This is a genomic window from Aliibacillus thermotolerans, from assembly GCF_027853235.1.
GTDB lineage: Bacteria > Bacillota > Bacilli > Bacillales > Marinococcaceae > Aliibacillus > Aliibacillus thermotolerans.
On the sequence record NZ_WKJG01000050.1, the window covers coordinates 24,485 to 40,235 of the forward strand.

14 protein-coding genes and 1 pseudogene are annotated in these 15,751 nt (G+C 38.6%); 7 read left to right on the top strand and 8 right to left on the bottom strand.

The window, feature by feature from the left end:
* Nucleotides 1-37 precede the first annotated feature (37 nt).
* The 5 genes and pseudogenes from GJS40_RS08620 to wrbA all read left to right on the top strand — a co-directional run bounded on the left by GJS40_RS08620 (nucleotide 38) and on the right by wrbA (nucleotide 4,374).
* The gene (locus GJS40_RS08620) at nucleotides 38-1,210 is read left to right on the top strand and encodes a CaiB/BaiF CoA transferase family protein (protein WP_270897470.1); all 1,173 of its coding nucleotides are present in this window, start codon (nucleotides 38-40) and stop codon (nucleotides 1,208-1,210) included.
* An 18-nt stretch (nucleotides 1,211-1,228) separates the two neighbouring features.
* Nucleotides 1,229-2,180 (top strand): annotated as a pseudogene (locus tag GJS40_RS08625) (arsenic resistance protein).
* A 90-nt stretch (nucleotides 2,181-2,270) separates the two neighbouring features.
* Nucleotides 2,271-2,351, top strand: a complete 81-nt coding sequence (locus tag GJS40_RS14550) for a putative holin-like toxin (RefSeq protein WP_377901945.1) — start codon at nucleotides 2,271-2,273, stop codon at nucleotides 2,349-2,351.
* Between the two features lie 303 nt (nucleotides 2,352-2,654).
* On the top strand, nucleotides 2,655-3,545 hold the full coding sequence (locus GJS40_RS08630) for a fructose bisphosphate aldolase (RefSeq protein ID WP_270897471.1): 891 nt from the start codon (nucleotides 2,655-2,657) through the stop codon (nucleotides 3,543-3,545).
* Between the two features lie 202 nt (nucleotides 3,546-3,747).
* Nucleotides 3,748-4,374: an NAD(P)H:quinone oxidoreductase gene (wrbA, locus tag GJS40_RS08635; protein ID WP_270897472.1), complete on the top strand. Its 627-nt coding sequence runs from the start codon at nucleotides 3,748-3,750 to the stop codon at nucleotides 4,372-4,374.
* 785 nt (nucleotides 4,375-5,159) lie between these two features.
* Here the strand turns inward: wrbA and GJS40_RS08640 are convergent.
* Nucleotides 5,160-5,624 carry a thioesterase family protein gene (locus GJS40_RS08640; protein WP_270897473.1) on the bottom strand — a complete coding sequence of 155 codons (465 nt, stop codon included), beginning with the start codon at nucleotides 5,622-5,624 and terminating at the stop codon, nucleotides 5,160-5,162.
* Nucleotides 5,625-5,806: 182 nt separating this feature from the next.
* Between GJS40_RS08640 and GJS40_RS08645 the strand changes: the two genes are divergently transcribed.
* The gene (locus GJS40_RS08645) at nucleotides 5,807-6,016 is read left to right on the top strand and encodes a hypothetical protein (protein WP_333723907.1); all 210 of its coding nucleotides are present in this window, start codon (nucleotides 5,807-5,809) and stop codon (nucleotides 6,014-6,016) included.
* Nucleotides 6,013-6,957: a ketopantoate reductase family protein gene (locus GJS40_RS08650; protein WP_270897474.1), complete on the top strand. Its 945-nt coding sequence runs from the start codon at nucleotides 6,013-6,015 to the stop codon at nucleotides 6,955-6,957. The genes GJS40_RS08645 and GJS40_RS08650 overlap by 4 nt, the downstream gene beginning before the upstream one ends.
* A 227-nt stretch (nucleotides 6,958-7,184) precedes the next feature.
* Here GJS40_RS08650 and GJS40_RS08655 read toward each other — a convergent pair whose 3' ends face one another.
* The 7 genes from GJS40_RS08655 to GJS40_RS08685 form a co-directional block, all read right to left on the bottom strand.
* Nucleotides 7,185-8,150, bottom strand: a complete 966-nt coding sequence (locus GJS40_RS08655) for an MBL fold metallo-hydrolase (RefSeq protein WP_270897475.1) — start codon at nucleotides 8,148-8,150, stop codon at nucleotides 7,185-7,187.
* A gap of 40 nt (nucleotides 8,151-8,190) precedes the next feature.
* Entirely contained in the window at nucleotides 8,191-8,682 is a 492-nt protein-coding gene (locus GJS40_RS08660; protein WP_270897476.1) for a metal-dependent hydrolase, read from the bottom strand.
* Nucleotides 8,683-8,724: 42 nt separating this feature from the next.
* A complete protein-coding gene (gene parC / locus GJS40_RS08665) occupies nucleotides 8,725-11,169 on the bottom strand; it encodes a DNA topoisomerase IV subunit A (RefSeq protein WP_270897477.1) in 2,445 nt (814 codons plus the stop codon).
* A complete protein-coding gene (parE, locus tag GJS40_RS08670) occupies nucleotides 11,162-13,141 on the bottom strand; it encodes a DNA topoisomerase IV subunit B (protein WP_270897478.1) in 1,980 nt (659 codons plus the stop codon). The genes parC and parE overlap by 8 nt, the downstream gene beginning before the upstream one ends.
* 117 nt (nucleotides 13,142-13,258) lie before the next feature.
* Nucleotides 13,259-13,675 carry a CoA-binding protein gene (locus tag GJS40_RS08675; protein ID WP_270897479.1) on the bottom strand — a complete coding sequence of 139 codons (417 nt, stop codon included), beginning with the start codon at nucleotides 13,673-13,675 and terminating at the stop codon, nucleotides 13,259-13,261.
* 21 nt (nucleotides 13,676-13,696) lie between these two features.
* Nucleotides 13,697-14,437 (bottom strand): 3-oxoacyl-[acyl-carrier-protein] reductase, encoded by a 741-nt coding sequence (fabG, locus tag GJS40_RS08680; protein ID WP_270897480.1) that lies wholly within the window; start codon nucleotides 14,435-14,437, stop codon nucleotides 13,697-13,699.
* A 142-nt stretch (nucleotides 14,438-14,579) separates the two neighbouring features.
* Nucleotides 14,580-15,725: a THUMP domain-containing class I SAM-dependent RNA methyltransferase gene (locus GJS40_RS08685; RefSeq protein WP_270897481.1), complete on the bottom strand. Its 1,146-nt coding sequence runs from the start codon at nucleotides 15,723-15,725 to the stop codon at nucleotides 14,580-14,582.
* Nucleotides 15,726-15,751 lie beyond the last annotated feature (26 nt).

Genomic DNA, 15,751 nt, shown 5'->3' on the forward strand with positions numbered 1-15,751 from the left:
CAATGTCGAATCTTGTACTTGTGAAAGGATGATACATATGCCACTTAGAAATTATCGTGTACTTGACTTAACCCGCCTTCTCCCCGGACCTTACTGTACAATGATTCTCGCGGATTTCGGTGCGGAAGTGATTAAAGTGGAAGATACGAATGTAGGAGATTATACGAGGCATTGGGAAATGGATAATCAAGAAGAACAAAGTCCGTTTTATGAAGCATTAAATAGAAATAAAAAAAGCGTAAGTATCGATTTAAAAGCGAAAAAAGGCAAAGAAATATTTAAAGAACTCGTAAAAGAAGCAGATGTAGTCGTTGAATCTTTTCGACCAGGTGTCATGGAAAGATTAGAATTAGGTTATGACACGTTAAAAACTGTGAATCCTTCTCTCATTTACTGTGCGATTACCGGTTTTGGCCAAACCGGCCCTTATATGAATGACCCGGGGCACGATATTAATTATTTAAGCCTCGCAGGTCTTCTCTATTATTTTGCTCGAGAACATCAAAAGCCTGCTCCTCCTCCAGTACAAATTGCCGATATTGGAGGAGGAGCATTACCCGCAACCATCGGTATTTTGATGGCGCTCCTAGAGAAAGAGCAATCAGGAAAAGGCCAATTTATTGATATTTCTATGTTAGACAACATCATGAGCTGGATGTCTTCATTTTTACCAGATTATTTACAAACAAAAAAAGAACCCCAACCAGGAAAACTTGTTTTATCCGGAGCAAAAGCTTGCTATGAAGTGTATGAAACAAAAGATGGACGTTATTTAGCAGTAGGTGCATTAGAGGAAAAGTTTTGGAAGACTTTTTGTGAAACGATTGGGAAAGAATCATTTATTCCACTTTTAAATGCACCTTTACAAGAACAACATCGTCTCAAAACAGAAATACAAAACATTATTTCTCAAAAAACGCTGGTAGAATGGACAAATATATTTGCTGGAAAAGAGGCTTGTGTGACCCCTGTCCATACGTTAGATGAAATGGTAAAGGATCCACAATTGAATGCCCGTGAAATCATCAAAACGGTTCACGGAAAAAGATATATTTCCCCGTCCATTCACTTGTCAGAAACACCCGGCGCTATTAAGGAAGTAGCACCAAAGCAAGGGGAGCATACAGAAGAAGTCCTCACAACACTTGGTTTGTCGGAAGAGGACATTCACACGTTAAAAGTAGAAAATGTAATTAAGGTGGAAAAATAAATGAGGTGGACATTTATCGTGAAAACCATTGAGAAATTGTATTCGTTGCTTATTTTTTTAGCTGTACTCATTGGATAAGTATTGGTCAATTCGAAATGATTGCAAACCATGCTGAAATGTTCATCATGCCTTTACTTATCGCTATGCTTTATATCACTTTTTTACAAATACCAATAAATGTTGTAAAAAAAGCGTTTAAAAATGTGCGTTTTACATTTTTATCTATTGTAATCAATTTTGTTTGGACCCCGATTTTTGCATGGATACTCGCATTATTATTTTTAAACGAGTATCCTGCTTTATATATCGTTTTTTTGATGTTGATGGTTACCCCTTGTACCGATTGGTATTTGATTTTCACTGGATTAACAAAAGGAAATACCGCCTTAGCTACGGCAATTTTGCCAATAAATCTGTTATTACAAGTCATTCTTTTACCGGTGTATCTCTTTCTTTTTGGCGGTACAACCGGTATCATTGAATGGCGTTTTTTGCAGAAAGTGTACTTATCGTTTTAATCATTCCATTTGCTTTCGCTATTTTGACTAAAGTTTTTGTCAAAAACGAAGAACGCATGAGCAATATCATCGAAAAGCTCAGCGTTTTACCGATGATTTTTCTCGCTCTTGCGATAGTCTTCATGTTCGCTTCACAAGGACAAATATTAATCGAAAACCTTGAATTCATCGGCTACATGCTTATTCCAATCTTGTTATTCTTCGTCATTAATTTTTTCGTTAGTCAAATCGTTGAATGGAAAATGAAATGTGCTTATGAGGAAAGAGCAAGTCTTACTCTCACAACATTAGCTAGGAATTCTCCAACTGCGTTAGCCATTGCCATGACAGCTTTTCCCCATGAACCGCTTATTGCAGTAGTATTAGTAATTGGGCCACTGTTAGAACTTCCTATCCTTGCTCTCATCACGCAAGCACTTTTGTTTTTGTCTAGAAAGGAGAAGAGAAAATAATCAACTGCACATTTTTTATGATATGATGTTTGGTGTGATAGGGCTTTCATGGGTGGTGACTCACCCCTTTTTTAGAAAGGGGGTGATCATATGACAGTATTTGAAGCACTGGTGTTGATGATTTCCTTTGCAACACTCGTTGTGGCGATACTGTCACACACAAAAAAATAACCACCCAATGAACGCCTAGCAAGCATTTGGGGTGGTTATTTTTTTATAGCCACGCAAATGTGAGTTGCCCCCTTGAAGGGCTATCACTTATTGGACCATCCATGTTGCAGCATGGGTGGTCTATTGTTATATTATGTTGTCTCATGTTAAGTATACCTCATGTTAGGAATAAAAAAAAGATTTATGAAGGCACTGTCACAAAGTTTTCGCTTGAAAATGACAGATTTATTGGAAATAATGAGCGAACACTATTACAATTGGTAATGGGTTCAATGAGATAATAATAAAAAGAAGGTGAGCGTTATGAACAATCAACAATTAGAAAGAATGAAACATGGAAATGGATTTATTGCAGCACTGGACCAAAGTGGTGGAAGTACACCAAAAGCGTTAGCTGCGTATGGCATTCCTAAAGACGCATATAAAACAGAAGCAGAAATGTTTGATTTAGTTCATGAAATGAGAACGAGAATTGTCACATCACCAGCTTTCCAATCTGATCATATTCTCGGTGCGATTTTGTTTGAACAAACAATGGATCGTAAAGTGGAAGGAAAATATACTGGTGATTACTTAGCGGATAAAGGCATCGTTCCATTTTTGAAAGTAGATAAAGGGTTAGCTGAAGAAGAAAACGGCGTTCAATTAATGAAACCAATCGATGATTTAGAGGAAACACTCCGTCGCGCGAACGAACGAAATATGTTCGGTACAAAAATGCGCTCTGTCATTCATGAAGCAAATAAAGACAGCATTAAAGCAATTGTTGACCAACAGTTTGAAATCGGAAAACAAATTCTTGCTGCAGGATTAGTTCCAATTATTGAGCCAGAAGTAAACATCCATAGTGAAGAAAAAGCAAAATGTGAAGACATAATGAAAGAAGAAATACTTAACCATTTGAACGCTTTGTCTGACGATCAAAATGTCATGTTGAAATTGACGATCCCGACGAAAGCAAATTTCTATAAAGAATTGGTCGACCATCCACGAGTCATTCGGGTTGTTGCGCTTTCAGGAGGATATTCTCGTGAAGAGGCAAACAAAAAATTAAAAGAAAATGACGGAATCATCGCGAGCTTCTCCCGTGCGCTTACAGAGGGATTAAATGTGAACCAATCAGACGAAGAATTCAATCAAACATTAGAAGACTCTGTCCGTTCTATTTACGATGCTTCTGTAAACAAAAATTAATGATAAAAAAACCAGCTTGAATATTCATTTTCAAGCTGGTATTTATTTGTCATCATTGATATTGACATAAGTTAATTATTATTTTAAACTTACTTACGAAAAGTAATTAAATAATACATACTTTTCTTTCGGCGAGATGGATGAATAATTTTCTTCCATTCCTTAAAAAATAAACATCAATCCTAAAGAAAGGGAGATCATCATGGCAAAAGTAAACTTAGCAGTGATTTATTACAGTTCTACAGGAACGAACTATGAAATGGCACAATGGGCGGAAGAAGCAGCAGAAGCAGAAGGGGCAGAAGTGAAGGTACTCAAAGTTCCTGAACTTGCTCCAGAGGAAGCGATTGCCTCTAACCCAGCATGGAAAGAACACGTAGAAGCGACAAGAGATGTGCCTGAAGTACAATTGGAAGATTTAGAGTGGGCAGATGCCATCATATTTAGCATGCCAACACGTTTTGGCAACGTTCCTTCTCAAATGAAACAATTCCTTGATACAACAGGAGGGTTATGGGCAAGCGGGAAACTCGCAAATAAAGTCGTCAGTGCCATGTCTTCCGCTAACAACCCGCATGGGGGTCACGAAGCAACACTTCTGAATTTCTATACGTCTATGATGCACTGGGGTGCCATTATCGCAGCACCGGGCTACACGGATTCTGTGCAATTTTCTTCTGGGGGGAATCCATACGGAGTAAGTGTGACCATTGACCAAGATGGCAATATGCAAGAGGACGTGGAAGAAGCAGTAAAACATCAAGCAAGACGCACTGTCACAATTGCCTCTTGGGTAAAAGAAGGACAAAAATCATCTGTACATGTTTAATCAAGGAGAAACAGATTAAATAAAAAATGAAAATACGTTAAAAATTGCGAGTTGATACAATCCTCACTATTAAAAATCTCGTGTTGTTATGTAAGCATATCATTAGCATTAGATCTTTTATTTTTCACAGGATTTTTTAAATAGAATGAAAAGGCTGGGACAAAACTAAATCGTTGCAATTAAAACACGAACAATGTTGTCCCAGCCTGTAAAGTTTTTTTGGTCCAATTTCTAAAATACAATTTGAATATAACAAACAAAATTATTCGATTTGTCAGTCCATAAGTAGACATACTTACATGCATGACTGAAATATCTAGTCCCAACCTAGATTGTGCGATGGAATGTTCATCATAGATAACAGTCGATGAAGGGGGATATACACCAATAGCACTTGCGTTTAACAGTAATTTCGGCTTTTCGTTAATAAGTTCTTCTGTTGCCCGTATGCGACTATGATAAATTGCTTTTCGATGTTTTTTTGTCCAACGACCATCATTTATGGAGACACCAGCTAGATTTAATAAACAGATCTGCTCGCTTTATTTCTTTTTCAGGGGTGGCATCTTTTTGTAACCATGTTACATAGCGTACCGCAGGGGAAGAAGACTGTTTGTTTTGCTTTCTCGTTAAAATAATTACTTCATGTTCTTCTTTTTTAATGAAAGCTTCTTGTTAATTTTTGTCCAATAAACCCTGACCCACCAGCAATTACTATCCGCATTCGAATGCCCCTTTTTTACTTTTTTTATACCCGACTGAAAGTAGAGTGAAGCACTATTTTTTCATTTTCTTCTGATTCCGATGGAGCGTTTTGCGTCTTTGGGCCATTCGTCTTTCGATAGGTGTGGTAATTTTTCCAAATTCTCTTGAATATCCCCCGGAAACGGAGCCGATTTTCTTTTCTTCTGATCAATTCCGATAATCATTTGTTCACTCATTGCTGTCGTTTCATTATTTTCGTTTTTCATTTCAAAAAAAACGTGAACGCGTTTTTCGTCTCGATCCAAAATATAAGTATGAATCGTAAATGGATCACCTTTAAACATTTCTTTTTTGTACGTCACATGGTTTTCCAATGTGAATACGGTATATTGATTATTTTTGCGATATGTATTGTCAACACCCATTGCCTTAATAAAATCGTCTAAAGCATAACTAAAAGCAAGAACGTACATCACATCATTAAAATGACCATTATGGTCTACCCATTCCGAGCGCACGTAATCTTTTCGAACAAGATCTTTCATTTCCCAAGCCCTCTTTCTTCATCATTTTCTTCACTATTCCATTTTATAATGAAAAAACGGTATTTCCAAATCATCGCTATTGGGAAGAGGATAGCATCGTAGATATCCTTTATGTATAATGAAAGATAGCGTGATGATAGCGCTTGCTAGCTCATTGATAGCAACTCAAAGGAGGGTATTTTGTGGCATTGAGTCACGAAAAAGTACAATTAAACGTACGTGTTCAGAAAGAAACGGTAGATAAATTAAATGAAATCGTACAATATTATCAAAAAAACACGAAATACGGAACGGTTTATAAAGGGGAAGTAGTTGAAGATCTTATCGACAAAGCATATGAAGCGATGGAACGCAAAATTGCCATGACGAAAAAACGGGGAGGGAGAAGATGAATATACTCGTTGTCGGCTCAGGAGCGATGGGTTCGCTTTTTGCCGGGAAATTAGCGACTCAAAACGTTTCAGTAACAATGTATAATCGTCCAAATGAACATACGGAACAGATAAAAGAAAAAGGGTTAACATTGATTGAAAAAAATGGCGAGAGAACTCACGTTTCTTTTCCAGTGATTACGGATCCAGATGAATTAAGTAACAATTATGATCTGGTCATCATTTTAGTAAAATCTTTTGCGACAAAAAATGTGTTAACGACAATTCGTCCCGTCATCCATCAAGACACCATTGTTTTAACCCTACAAAACGGTCTCGGCAATTTCGAGAATATACAAGCTTTTGTGCCAATCGATAATATTTGCATCGGTACGACAGGAAGTGGCGCTGGTATTGTAGCAAACGGGGTCATTGAACAACGAGCTTTTGGAAAAACACATATAGGAAAGAACATCATCGGAAAGGAAAAAATAAAGAAGTTAGTTTCCCTTTTGTCGTCAAGCGGATTAGAAACAGAAATGGTCGATAACATTCAGTCAATCATTTGGAGTAAATTGATGATTAACCTTGCTTATAACGGGATTACTGCCATTACGAGACTGAAAAATGGCGATGCGGTAGCATCATCAGAAGGGAAACAACTGATGGAACAGTTAGTAAAAGAAGGTATGAAAGTAGCAGAAGCAGAAAAAGTGGAACTGTTATATGAGGATCCGATAAAAGAGTGTATCCGTATCGGATATGAAGATATAAGTGCAAATAAGTCGTCGATGTTGACAGATATATTGTTAGAGCGAAAAACAGAAATTGAGCAAATAAACGGTGCCATCGTCCATCTTGGGAAAAAACACGGGATTCCAATACCATATAATGAAACGATTACGCGACTTGTAAAAATGATAGAGGAAAGTTATGAGAAACGTATGACAACGGCGACATAGGCGACATAACGGTAAGAGTAAAATTATTGTGGGCATAACGAAAGGGGTTGTCCAAAAGCAGCCCCTTCATTTAATTTCATTTAATAAGGAATAGGGGAAGGATAAAAAACATATATTATTTTTTTACTTTTCTAGTTTACATAATATATATTATCAGAAGTAAAATAAAAGAAAAAATTTCGTCTCAATTATCAAGTATACTTATGATAATGAGACGAAAAAGAAAATTATCGATAATATAACCAACTGCCGCTTTTTTCATCTAGTTGTCGATAACATTCATTATTTTTACGTAAATATTCTAAATGAGCTAACGTTTCCCCGACTGCAAAACGTGTTTCATGAACCGTTAATTTCTTTTGAAACAATTTCTCACTCACATCAAATACCGTTGCGGGTTCTCCTACATAGGATAAAGTTTCTGCCAGTCTTTCATCATGATGGATAAATAATTCTTCAATCCTATCGTTCGCCCCATAAAATGGTTTTCCGTGAGATGGAACGACGTACTCTGCATTTAACTTTTTTATTTTTTCAAGGGAATCTAAATATAATTGCAATGGGTTCTCTTCCCCATGAAACCAATAGGAAATATTTGGAGTAATCTTCGGTAAAATATGATCCGTAGAAAGTAACACGTTTTTTTCTTTGTTATAAAATACGATGAGTCCGTCCGAATGTCCCGGTGTTGCGATTACTTCGTATTCGTAATTTCCAAAAACAATCGTGTCTCCTTCTTCTAGATAATTGTTAATGGTAGGATAAGGTGTTACTCGCGGAACAAAACTTGCCGTATTTTCTGCCATTTCTTTTCCAATTTCCGTTGGAACGCCTGCTTTTCGGTAATTTTCTTCTAACTGCGCTAAAAAATCTTTTTCCCAAGAACTGATTCCTAAATGGGCGTCAGTGGCACTCATGGACACGCGGGCATTTGTTTTTTGTTGCAAACCTCCTGCATAGCCGAAGTGGTCTGGATGGTAATGGGTAACGACAATGTGAGTGACTTCTTTATTTTGTAACACTTCGCTCCACCGTTTTTTCGATTCTTCATTATGTAAACCAGTATCAATCACGGTCCATCCATCTTCCCCTTCTGCGAGAAAACAATTGACATGATTTAACCGAAAAGGAAGGTCAATCGTCACTGTTTGGATCCCTAATTCTTTCTCCAACTCTATGACTTCTTTCTTCATTTTATCACCATCTCATTTCATTATGATCATTATCACCAATCTACATGATTGATACGTGAAAGTAAATAATCCAGCTTAAAAATAAGATGGAAATGATATTTTCTCCGAATAAAGAGCCGGTTTTTACCGTCAGCGGAAATCGAACGTATTTTTTGACTGGATAAAACAACATCACTCCTCGAGGAGTTGCCATGTCCAGCAAGATATGACTTGCTACTCCGATAAGGAGACCGTATTGAATCATGACGAAGAAAATAGAATTAGTAAAAACATCAAAAGCATAATACAACAATAGGAGAAACAAAAGACTATGGGTAAATGTCCGATGCCCAAATATTTGCTGAATCAAAATAGAAGTGAATTTCAAACGTCTACCTATCCACGAGCGCGGTGAACAGAGATCAGGGAGTAGTGCACCGACGACAAGACTACCACCAAAGACGATATCATTGGTGACGTTCGTATCTGGCATATTGCCATTCATCGCAACGAACGTACCTGCTGTAATCGCTCCTAAGACATGTGTTCTCATTCTCATTTGCTTGTAGCGAAGATTTCTACGCGTTCCCCCTATCTACTTTGATAATGAATCAAATGGAAGTCGCAACCACGAATCCACCACTTTTCCTTTGTCTTGTACATCAAATACAAAAGATCCGTTACTAAAGCGATCTTTTTCTTTATAGTTTGTAATGGTTTCATTGACTATTTCATCTTTTTCTGTGCGAAATCGAATCCACTTCGTATCGTTATTCACAAGGTGAACACCAATGAGCCGATGAGGATCTTTCTTTAATTGTCGTAATACAAGGACCCCTCGTGTATTTCTTTTTCCTATGTCCAAAGCAGAAAGCGCCATTTTTTTCAGAGCACCTCGTTGGGTTGTAATCATCACTTTGTCTTCATCGATGTGATTTGTAACAAAACCACTTACTACGAAATCCTCTTTTTTAAGGTTGATTCCTTTCACCCCAGCTGCCCTTGGTCCAACTGGATTCACTTCATTTTCATGAAACAATAAGGCATATCCATGGTGGGTTCCAACAAAGATATGTTGATTACCATCTGTTTGAGCAACATGAATCACTTCGTCTCCTTCATCTTTTAAATGAAGAGCCATTAGCGCTCTCATATGTCTTTTGGCTTCGTAAGACGAAACGGCGGTTTTTTTCACTATGCCATTTTTTGTAAAAAAGAGAAAGTACCGTTCATTGGTAAACTCTGGTACATGAATCACGTTCACAATCGTGTCGTCTGCTGACAAAGAAATGATATTTCCAATATGTTGGCCGCTGTCTTTCCAACGGATGTCCGGTAATTCGTAAACAGGGACATACACGTAGCGCCCTTTCTTTGTAAAGAAAAGAAGAATATCCGTTGTATGTAATTCTTTTGCGAATAATAAATCATCGGTCTGTTTCATGCTCGGTTCTTCTTCGTTGGATGCACTATAAGAGCGAAGGCTTGTACGTTTGACATACCCTTCTCTCGTGACGGAAACAATGACGTCTTCAGAAGGTGCTACGACATGCAAATCCACTTCTAATGCTTCTATTTTTGCTTCTATTTTTGTACGTCTTTCATCGTTATATTGTTTTTTCACTTGCTTTAATTGCTTCTTGATTACTTGTAATAGTTTTTTTTCACTTTGCAAAATACCTTCTAACCGTTCAATTTCTTTGAGAAGGGATGCTAGTTCCTCTTCCAATGTCACTACATCGGTATTCGTTAAGCGGTATAGCTGGAGGGTGACAATGGCTTCTGCTTGTTCTTCTGTAAATGAAAAAGCAGACATTAAATTATCTTTCGCATCTCGTTTATTTTTAGATTGACGGATGATTTGAATGACGTCATCTAAAATGGAAATGGCATAAATTAGCCCCTCCACAATATGGTGTCGAGCTTTCGCTTTATTTAATTCGTAGCGTGATCGATTTAAGACCACTTCTTTTTGATGAGCGATATAAGCGTCTAATATTTCAGTGAGACTTAATAATTTCGGTGTCTTCTCATGAATAGCGACCATATTAAAATGATAAGAAGTCTGTAGATCGGTCGTTTTAAATAAGTAAGTAAGAATTCCTTTCGGATCTGCGTCTCTTTTTAGTTCAATGACAATACGAAGACCAGAGCGATCCGTTTCATCTCGCACTTCAGCAATTCCTTCTACTTTTTTATCAAATCGGATTTCGTCGATTTTTTTTACAATATTTGCTTTCGTGACATCATATGGGATTTCTGTAATGACAATTTGTTTCCGTCCACCTCGAATATTTTCAATTTTTGTTGCAGCACGAAGAACAATTTTTCCTTTACCTGTCTCATATCCTTTTTTAATCCCATCGATGCCTTGAATAATTCCACCTGTCGGAAAATCAGGACCTTGTAACACTGTCATTAATTCATCAACGGTACAATTCGGTCGATCGATTCTCATTAAAGTCGCGTCAATGACTTCTCCTATTTGATGAGGAGGAATATCGGTGGCATAACCTGCTGAGATGCCTGTCGCCCCATTTACGAGGAGATTCGGAAATTGCGCCGGTAATACGACCGGTTCTTTCTCTGTGTCGTCAAAGTTAGGAATATGTTCTACAGTTTCTTTTTCTATATCTTTTAATAACTGAGAGGAAATCGCAGACAACCTTGCTTCTGTATATCGCATCGCCGCAGGTGGGTCTCCGTCAATGGAGCCATTATTTCCGTGCATTTCAATTAAGGGAAACCTCCCTTTCCACGGTTGGCTCATTCGCACCATTGCTTCGTAAACGGAAGAGTCCCCGTGAGGATGATAATTTCCAATGACATTCCCCACCGTTTTGGCGGCTTTCCGAAAAGGTTTATCCGCGTGGTTTCCGTCTCTGTACATCGCATATAAAATCCGTCGTTGTACTGGTTTCAAGCCATCCCGAACGTCCGGCAACGCTCTTTCTTGAATAATGTATTTACTATACTTGCCAAAACGATCGCCGATAACATCTTCTAGTGGTAAATCTAAAAATTTTTCTGCGTTACTCACGTGATTCTTCCTCCTTGACGACGTGAAGATTGTCATTATCTAAGATGTTCGATTCTTCTTCTAATCCAAAAGCAACGTGGGATTCAATCCACTGACGCCGTGGTTCTACTTTATCTCCCATGAGAGTACTGACTCGCTTGTCCGCCCGGGCAAAATCGTCGACGGTCACTCGGATTAATGTTCTTGTTTCCGGATTCATCGTTGTTTCCCATAATTGTTCCGGATTCATTTCACCAAGACCTTTGTAGCGTTGAATTGTATAGCCTTTTCCTACTTTTTTTATGGCTTCTTGTAACCCTTTCTCGTCCCATGCGTATTCAACTATTTCATTTTTTCCGGATGTTTTACTTATTTTATATAAAGGTGGCAAAGCGATGTACACTTTTCCCGCTTCCACAAGCGGACGCATATAGCGATAAAAGAAAGTTAACAGAAGCACTTGAATATGAGCACCATCCGTATCTGCATCTGTCATAATAATCACTTTGTCGTAATTTCGGTCTTCCAAGGAAAAGTCTGCCCCTACCCCTGCGCCGAGGGCATAAATGATCGTTCGAATTTCTTCGTTTTTCATAATGTCATCCAGTTTCGCTTTTTCGGTATTAATCACTTTCCCTCGCAAAGGCAATACCGCTTGAAATTTCCGGTCACGTCCTTGTTTCGCCGAACCTCCTGCGGAATCACCTTCCACAAGATACAATTCATTACGGTCTGGTTTTCGCGATTGGGCGGGGGTTAGTTTTCCACTTAATAATGCTTCCCGCCTCCGTCCTTTTTTACCTAAGCGAGCTTCTTCTCTCGCTTTTCTAGCAGCTTCTCGAACATCTCTTGCTTTCACTGCTTTTTTAATCAACATGGCGCTAATGGAGGGGTTTTCTTCCAAGAAAAAAGTAAGTTGTTCGGAAATAATGTGATCGACGGCTGAGCGAGCTTCTGAAGTTCCTAATTTTCCTTTCGTTTGTCCTTCAAACTGCAATAAATGTTCAGGAATACGGACGGAAACGATCGCCGTCAGACCTTCTCGAATATCCGATCCATCTAGATTTTTATCTTTTTCTTTTAAAAAATGTAATTTACGTGCATATTCATTCATCACGCGAGTAATCGCTGTTTTTGCTCCCGATTCATGGGTTCCCCCGTCTTTTGTCCGGACATTATTAACAAAAGATAACATGTTTTCGGTGTAACCATCATTAAATTGAAAAGCGAATTCCACTTCAATTTGTTGCGCTTCTCCTTCAAAAAATACGACTGGGTGAAGGGCTTCTTTATCTTCATTTAAATAAGTGACATATTCTTGTATCCCTTTTTCATACGTAAAAGTCTCTATTTGTACTGGGTTTATTCTTTTATCAATACATTCCATTTGAACGCCACGCAGTAAAAAAGCCGTTTCTCTTAACCGTTCTTTAATCAAATTATATTGAAAAGTAGTTGTATGGAAAATAGAGGAATCCGGTTTAAAATGAATGATGGTTCCTGTTTCTTGTGATTTTCCTAGTTTTTTTAAAGGTGTCACCGGCTTGCCGCCCTGCTCAAACTTTTGCTGAAAGAGATAACCATCACGATGAATCGTGACGGTTAACCATTCTGAGAGTGCATTTACAACAGACGCCCCCACACCGTGAAGGCCTCCACTCGTTTTGTATCCCCCTTGTCCAAACTTTCCTCCTGCATGAAGAACCGTTAAAATCACCTCGGGAGTCGAGCGTCCGGAACGGTGTGTTCCTGTTGGCATTCCGCGTCCTCTGTCTTGTACACTAATACTTTCATCTTGATGAATGGTGACCGTAATGGTATCCCCGTAACCGGCAAGGGCTTCATCTACAGCATTATCAACAATTTCATAGACAAGGTGATGGAGCCCGCGACTGTCGGTAGAACCAATATACATACCGGGCCTTTTCCGTACCGCCTCGAGACCTTCTAACACTTGGATGGAATCATCATTGTAGTCGATAGATTGTTTCAATGGTTTGGTCTCCTTCCTTCCCTCTCACATTTTTATGTACTCCTATCATACCACAAAATAAGAACATATGTTCAATAATGAGAAACGCTCATCAATGAAGATGAGCGCTTTTTTATGTTATTTCGTTAAAGCGTGTTCTACTTTAATGCAACGATCCATAATAACTGTCATACCATGATCTTTTGCAATGCGATATGCTTCTTCATTTTCGAGGCCGAGCTGAGCCCAAAAAACTTTGGCATTTGTCTTCACTGCTTCTTTTGCTACGTCTGGCAAATGTTCACTCCGACGAAAGACGTTCACAATATCGAAATCTTCTTCCACATCCAATAATGAAGGATATGCTTTTTCACCGAGTACTTCTTTCACTTTTGGATTAATCGGGATGATTTTGTAGCCTGCTTTTTGCATCGCTTCACTAATCTGATAAGAAGTTCTCTCAGGATTATCAGATAAACCGACTACGGCAATTTTATCATATTTCTTTAAAATGTCACCAATTTCTTCTCTCGTTGGATTTGTAAATTCACTCATTTGTTCGATCTCCTCCTTTTATTATATAACGACTCCACCATCGACATTCAACACAGTACCCGTAATAAAGCGCGCTTCTTCTGAGGCTAAAAAGGCATAGGCGTTTGCTATGTCTTCAGGATAGCCAAAGGTTTTAAGAGGTGAGCGTTCTTTCATTTCTTCCAAAATATGAGCAGGTACTTTATCGGTCATTGCTGTTTTAATAAACCCCGGTGCAACCGCATTCACGCGAATATTGTAACGACCTAATTCTTTTGCCCATGTTTTTGTCATGCCAATCACACCGGCTTTTGTGGCAGCATAATTCGTTTGACCAAAGTTACCGTAATGGGCAACAACGGAAGATGCGTTTAAAATAACACCACTTTGTTGTTCTTTCATCACTTCTGCTACTTGTTGTGTCATCGTGAAGACGCCTTTTAAATTCACATCGACGACTCGATCCCAATCTTCTTCGGTCATTTTTAACAGTTGAGTATCCGCGGTAATACCTGCATTGTTAATTAATATATCAATGGTATCCCATTGCTCTAAAGTGGTCTTTACTACGTGTTTCACCGCAGCACGATCGGTGACATCAGCTGGAATGGTGAAAATCTTCTCATTATACGTTGACAAGCGAGCGAGGGTTTCATCGAGTGTTTTTTCGTTGATATCAATCAGAACCACTTTTGCTCCTTCATTTAAAAACTTTTCCGCTGTTTTTGCGCCAATTCCCATCGCTCCGCCTGTAATGATTGCAGTATGTTCTTTAAATTTCATACGCCCCACTCCTTACCTTCTTGTTGTCATATGTTTTTACTTGATACTTAAAGAGTTCGTCGCACGATAAATTAATTCCTGCATTTTATCCAATAATGGTCGACGAAAAGGGTGAAAACCAGATTTTGATTGCTTTGTTGGCTTATTGGTGTGGTTTCGGAGGTCTTTTTCCCCAAAACTGATAATAGTAGGTTTTCATGTTTCCATTGTACAGTTTTCTTTTTTTCGTCGCTTTTTTTCCATATAACGATTCGAAGGATTCATGAGAAGTTAAAACGTACACCGACCAAAAGTCAAGGGGCCGAAATACTTTCCCCATTGTTTGATACAATGTTTTAATATCCTTTTTTTCGCTCAACCGCGCTCCATAAGGGGGATTGGTGACAATCGTGCCAACTTCATGTTTCGTCGTAAAGTCAGCCACTTGCATTTGTTTAAATGAAATCGCACCGTATAAGCCTGCTTCCTTTGTATTATTCTCGGATAGTTCAATCATCCGATGATCGATATCTGTTCCTAATATCTCTAGGGGAGTGTCATAAGAAGCAACATCTTCTGCTTCTTCCCGTGCTTTTTCCCATCGTTGTTCTCCTATCCATGGCCAAGATTCAGAGACGAATGAGCGATTAAATCCCGGGGCGATATTTTGTCCGATCATCGCAGCTTCAATAGGAATCGTTCCTGAACCGCAAAAAGGATCGACAAAAGGCATGTCCGGTTTCCAATTTGTTAACATAATCATCGCTGCAGCTAACGTTTCTTTTAACGGGGCTCTACTATGGAGTGCACGGTACCCTCGTTTATGCAATCCATCTCCGGTGGCGTCAATGGATAACGTGACGACATCTTTATGAATCGCTACTTCCACTTTATACATCGCACCGGTTTCTTCAAACCAGTCGACATCGTACGATTGTTTGAGCCGTTCTACAATCGCTTTTTTCACAATCCGTTGGCAATCCGGAACACTATATAGAGTAGATTTGACTGAACGTCCAATGACGGGGAACGCATCTTTCTTTCCGATATACATTTCCCACGGAATCGCTTTCGTTTGTTCAAACAACTCTTCAAAAGAATGCGCGATGAAAGAATCCACTTTTATTTTAATGCGATCTGCAGTTCTTAACCATAAATTTAAGCGCGGGATCGCATCAAGTGTTGTGTCCACTTCTACTTTTCCGTTTTCTACTCGTAGTTGATCATATCCTAACGTTTCAATTTCGCGACGAACGAGAGTTTCTACTCCCATCGTCGCTGTTGCGATAATGGTGATGTTATCTTCCATGAAAAAACTCCTTTTATCCATTCACT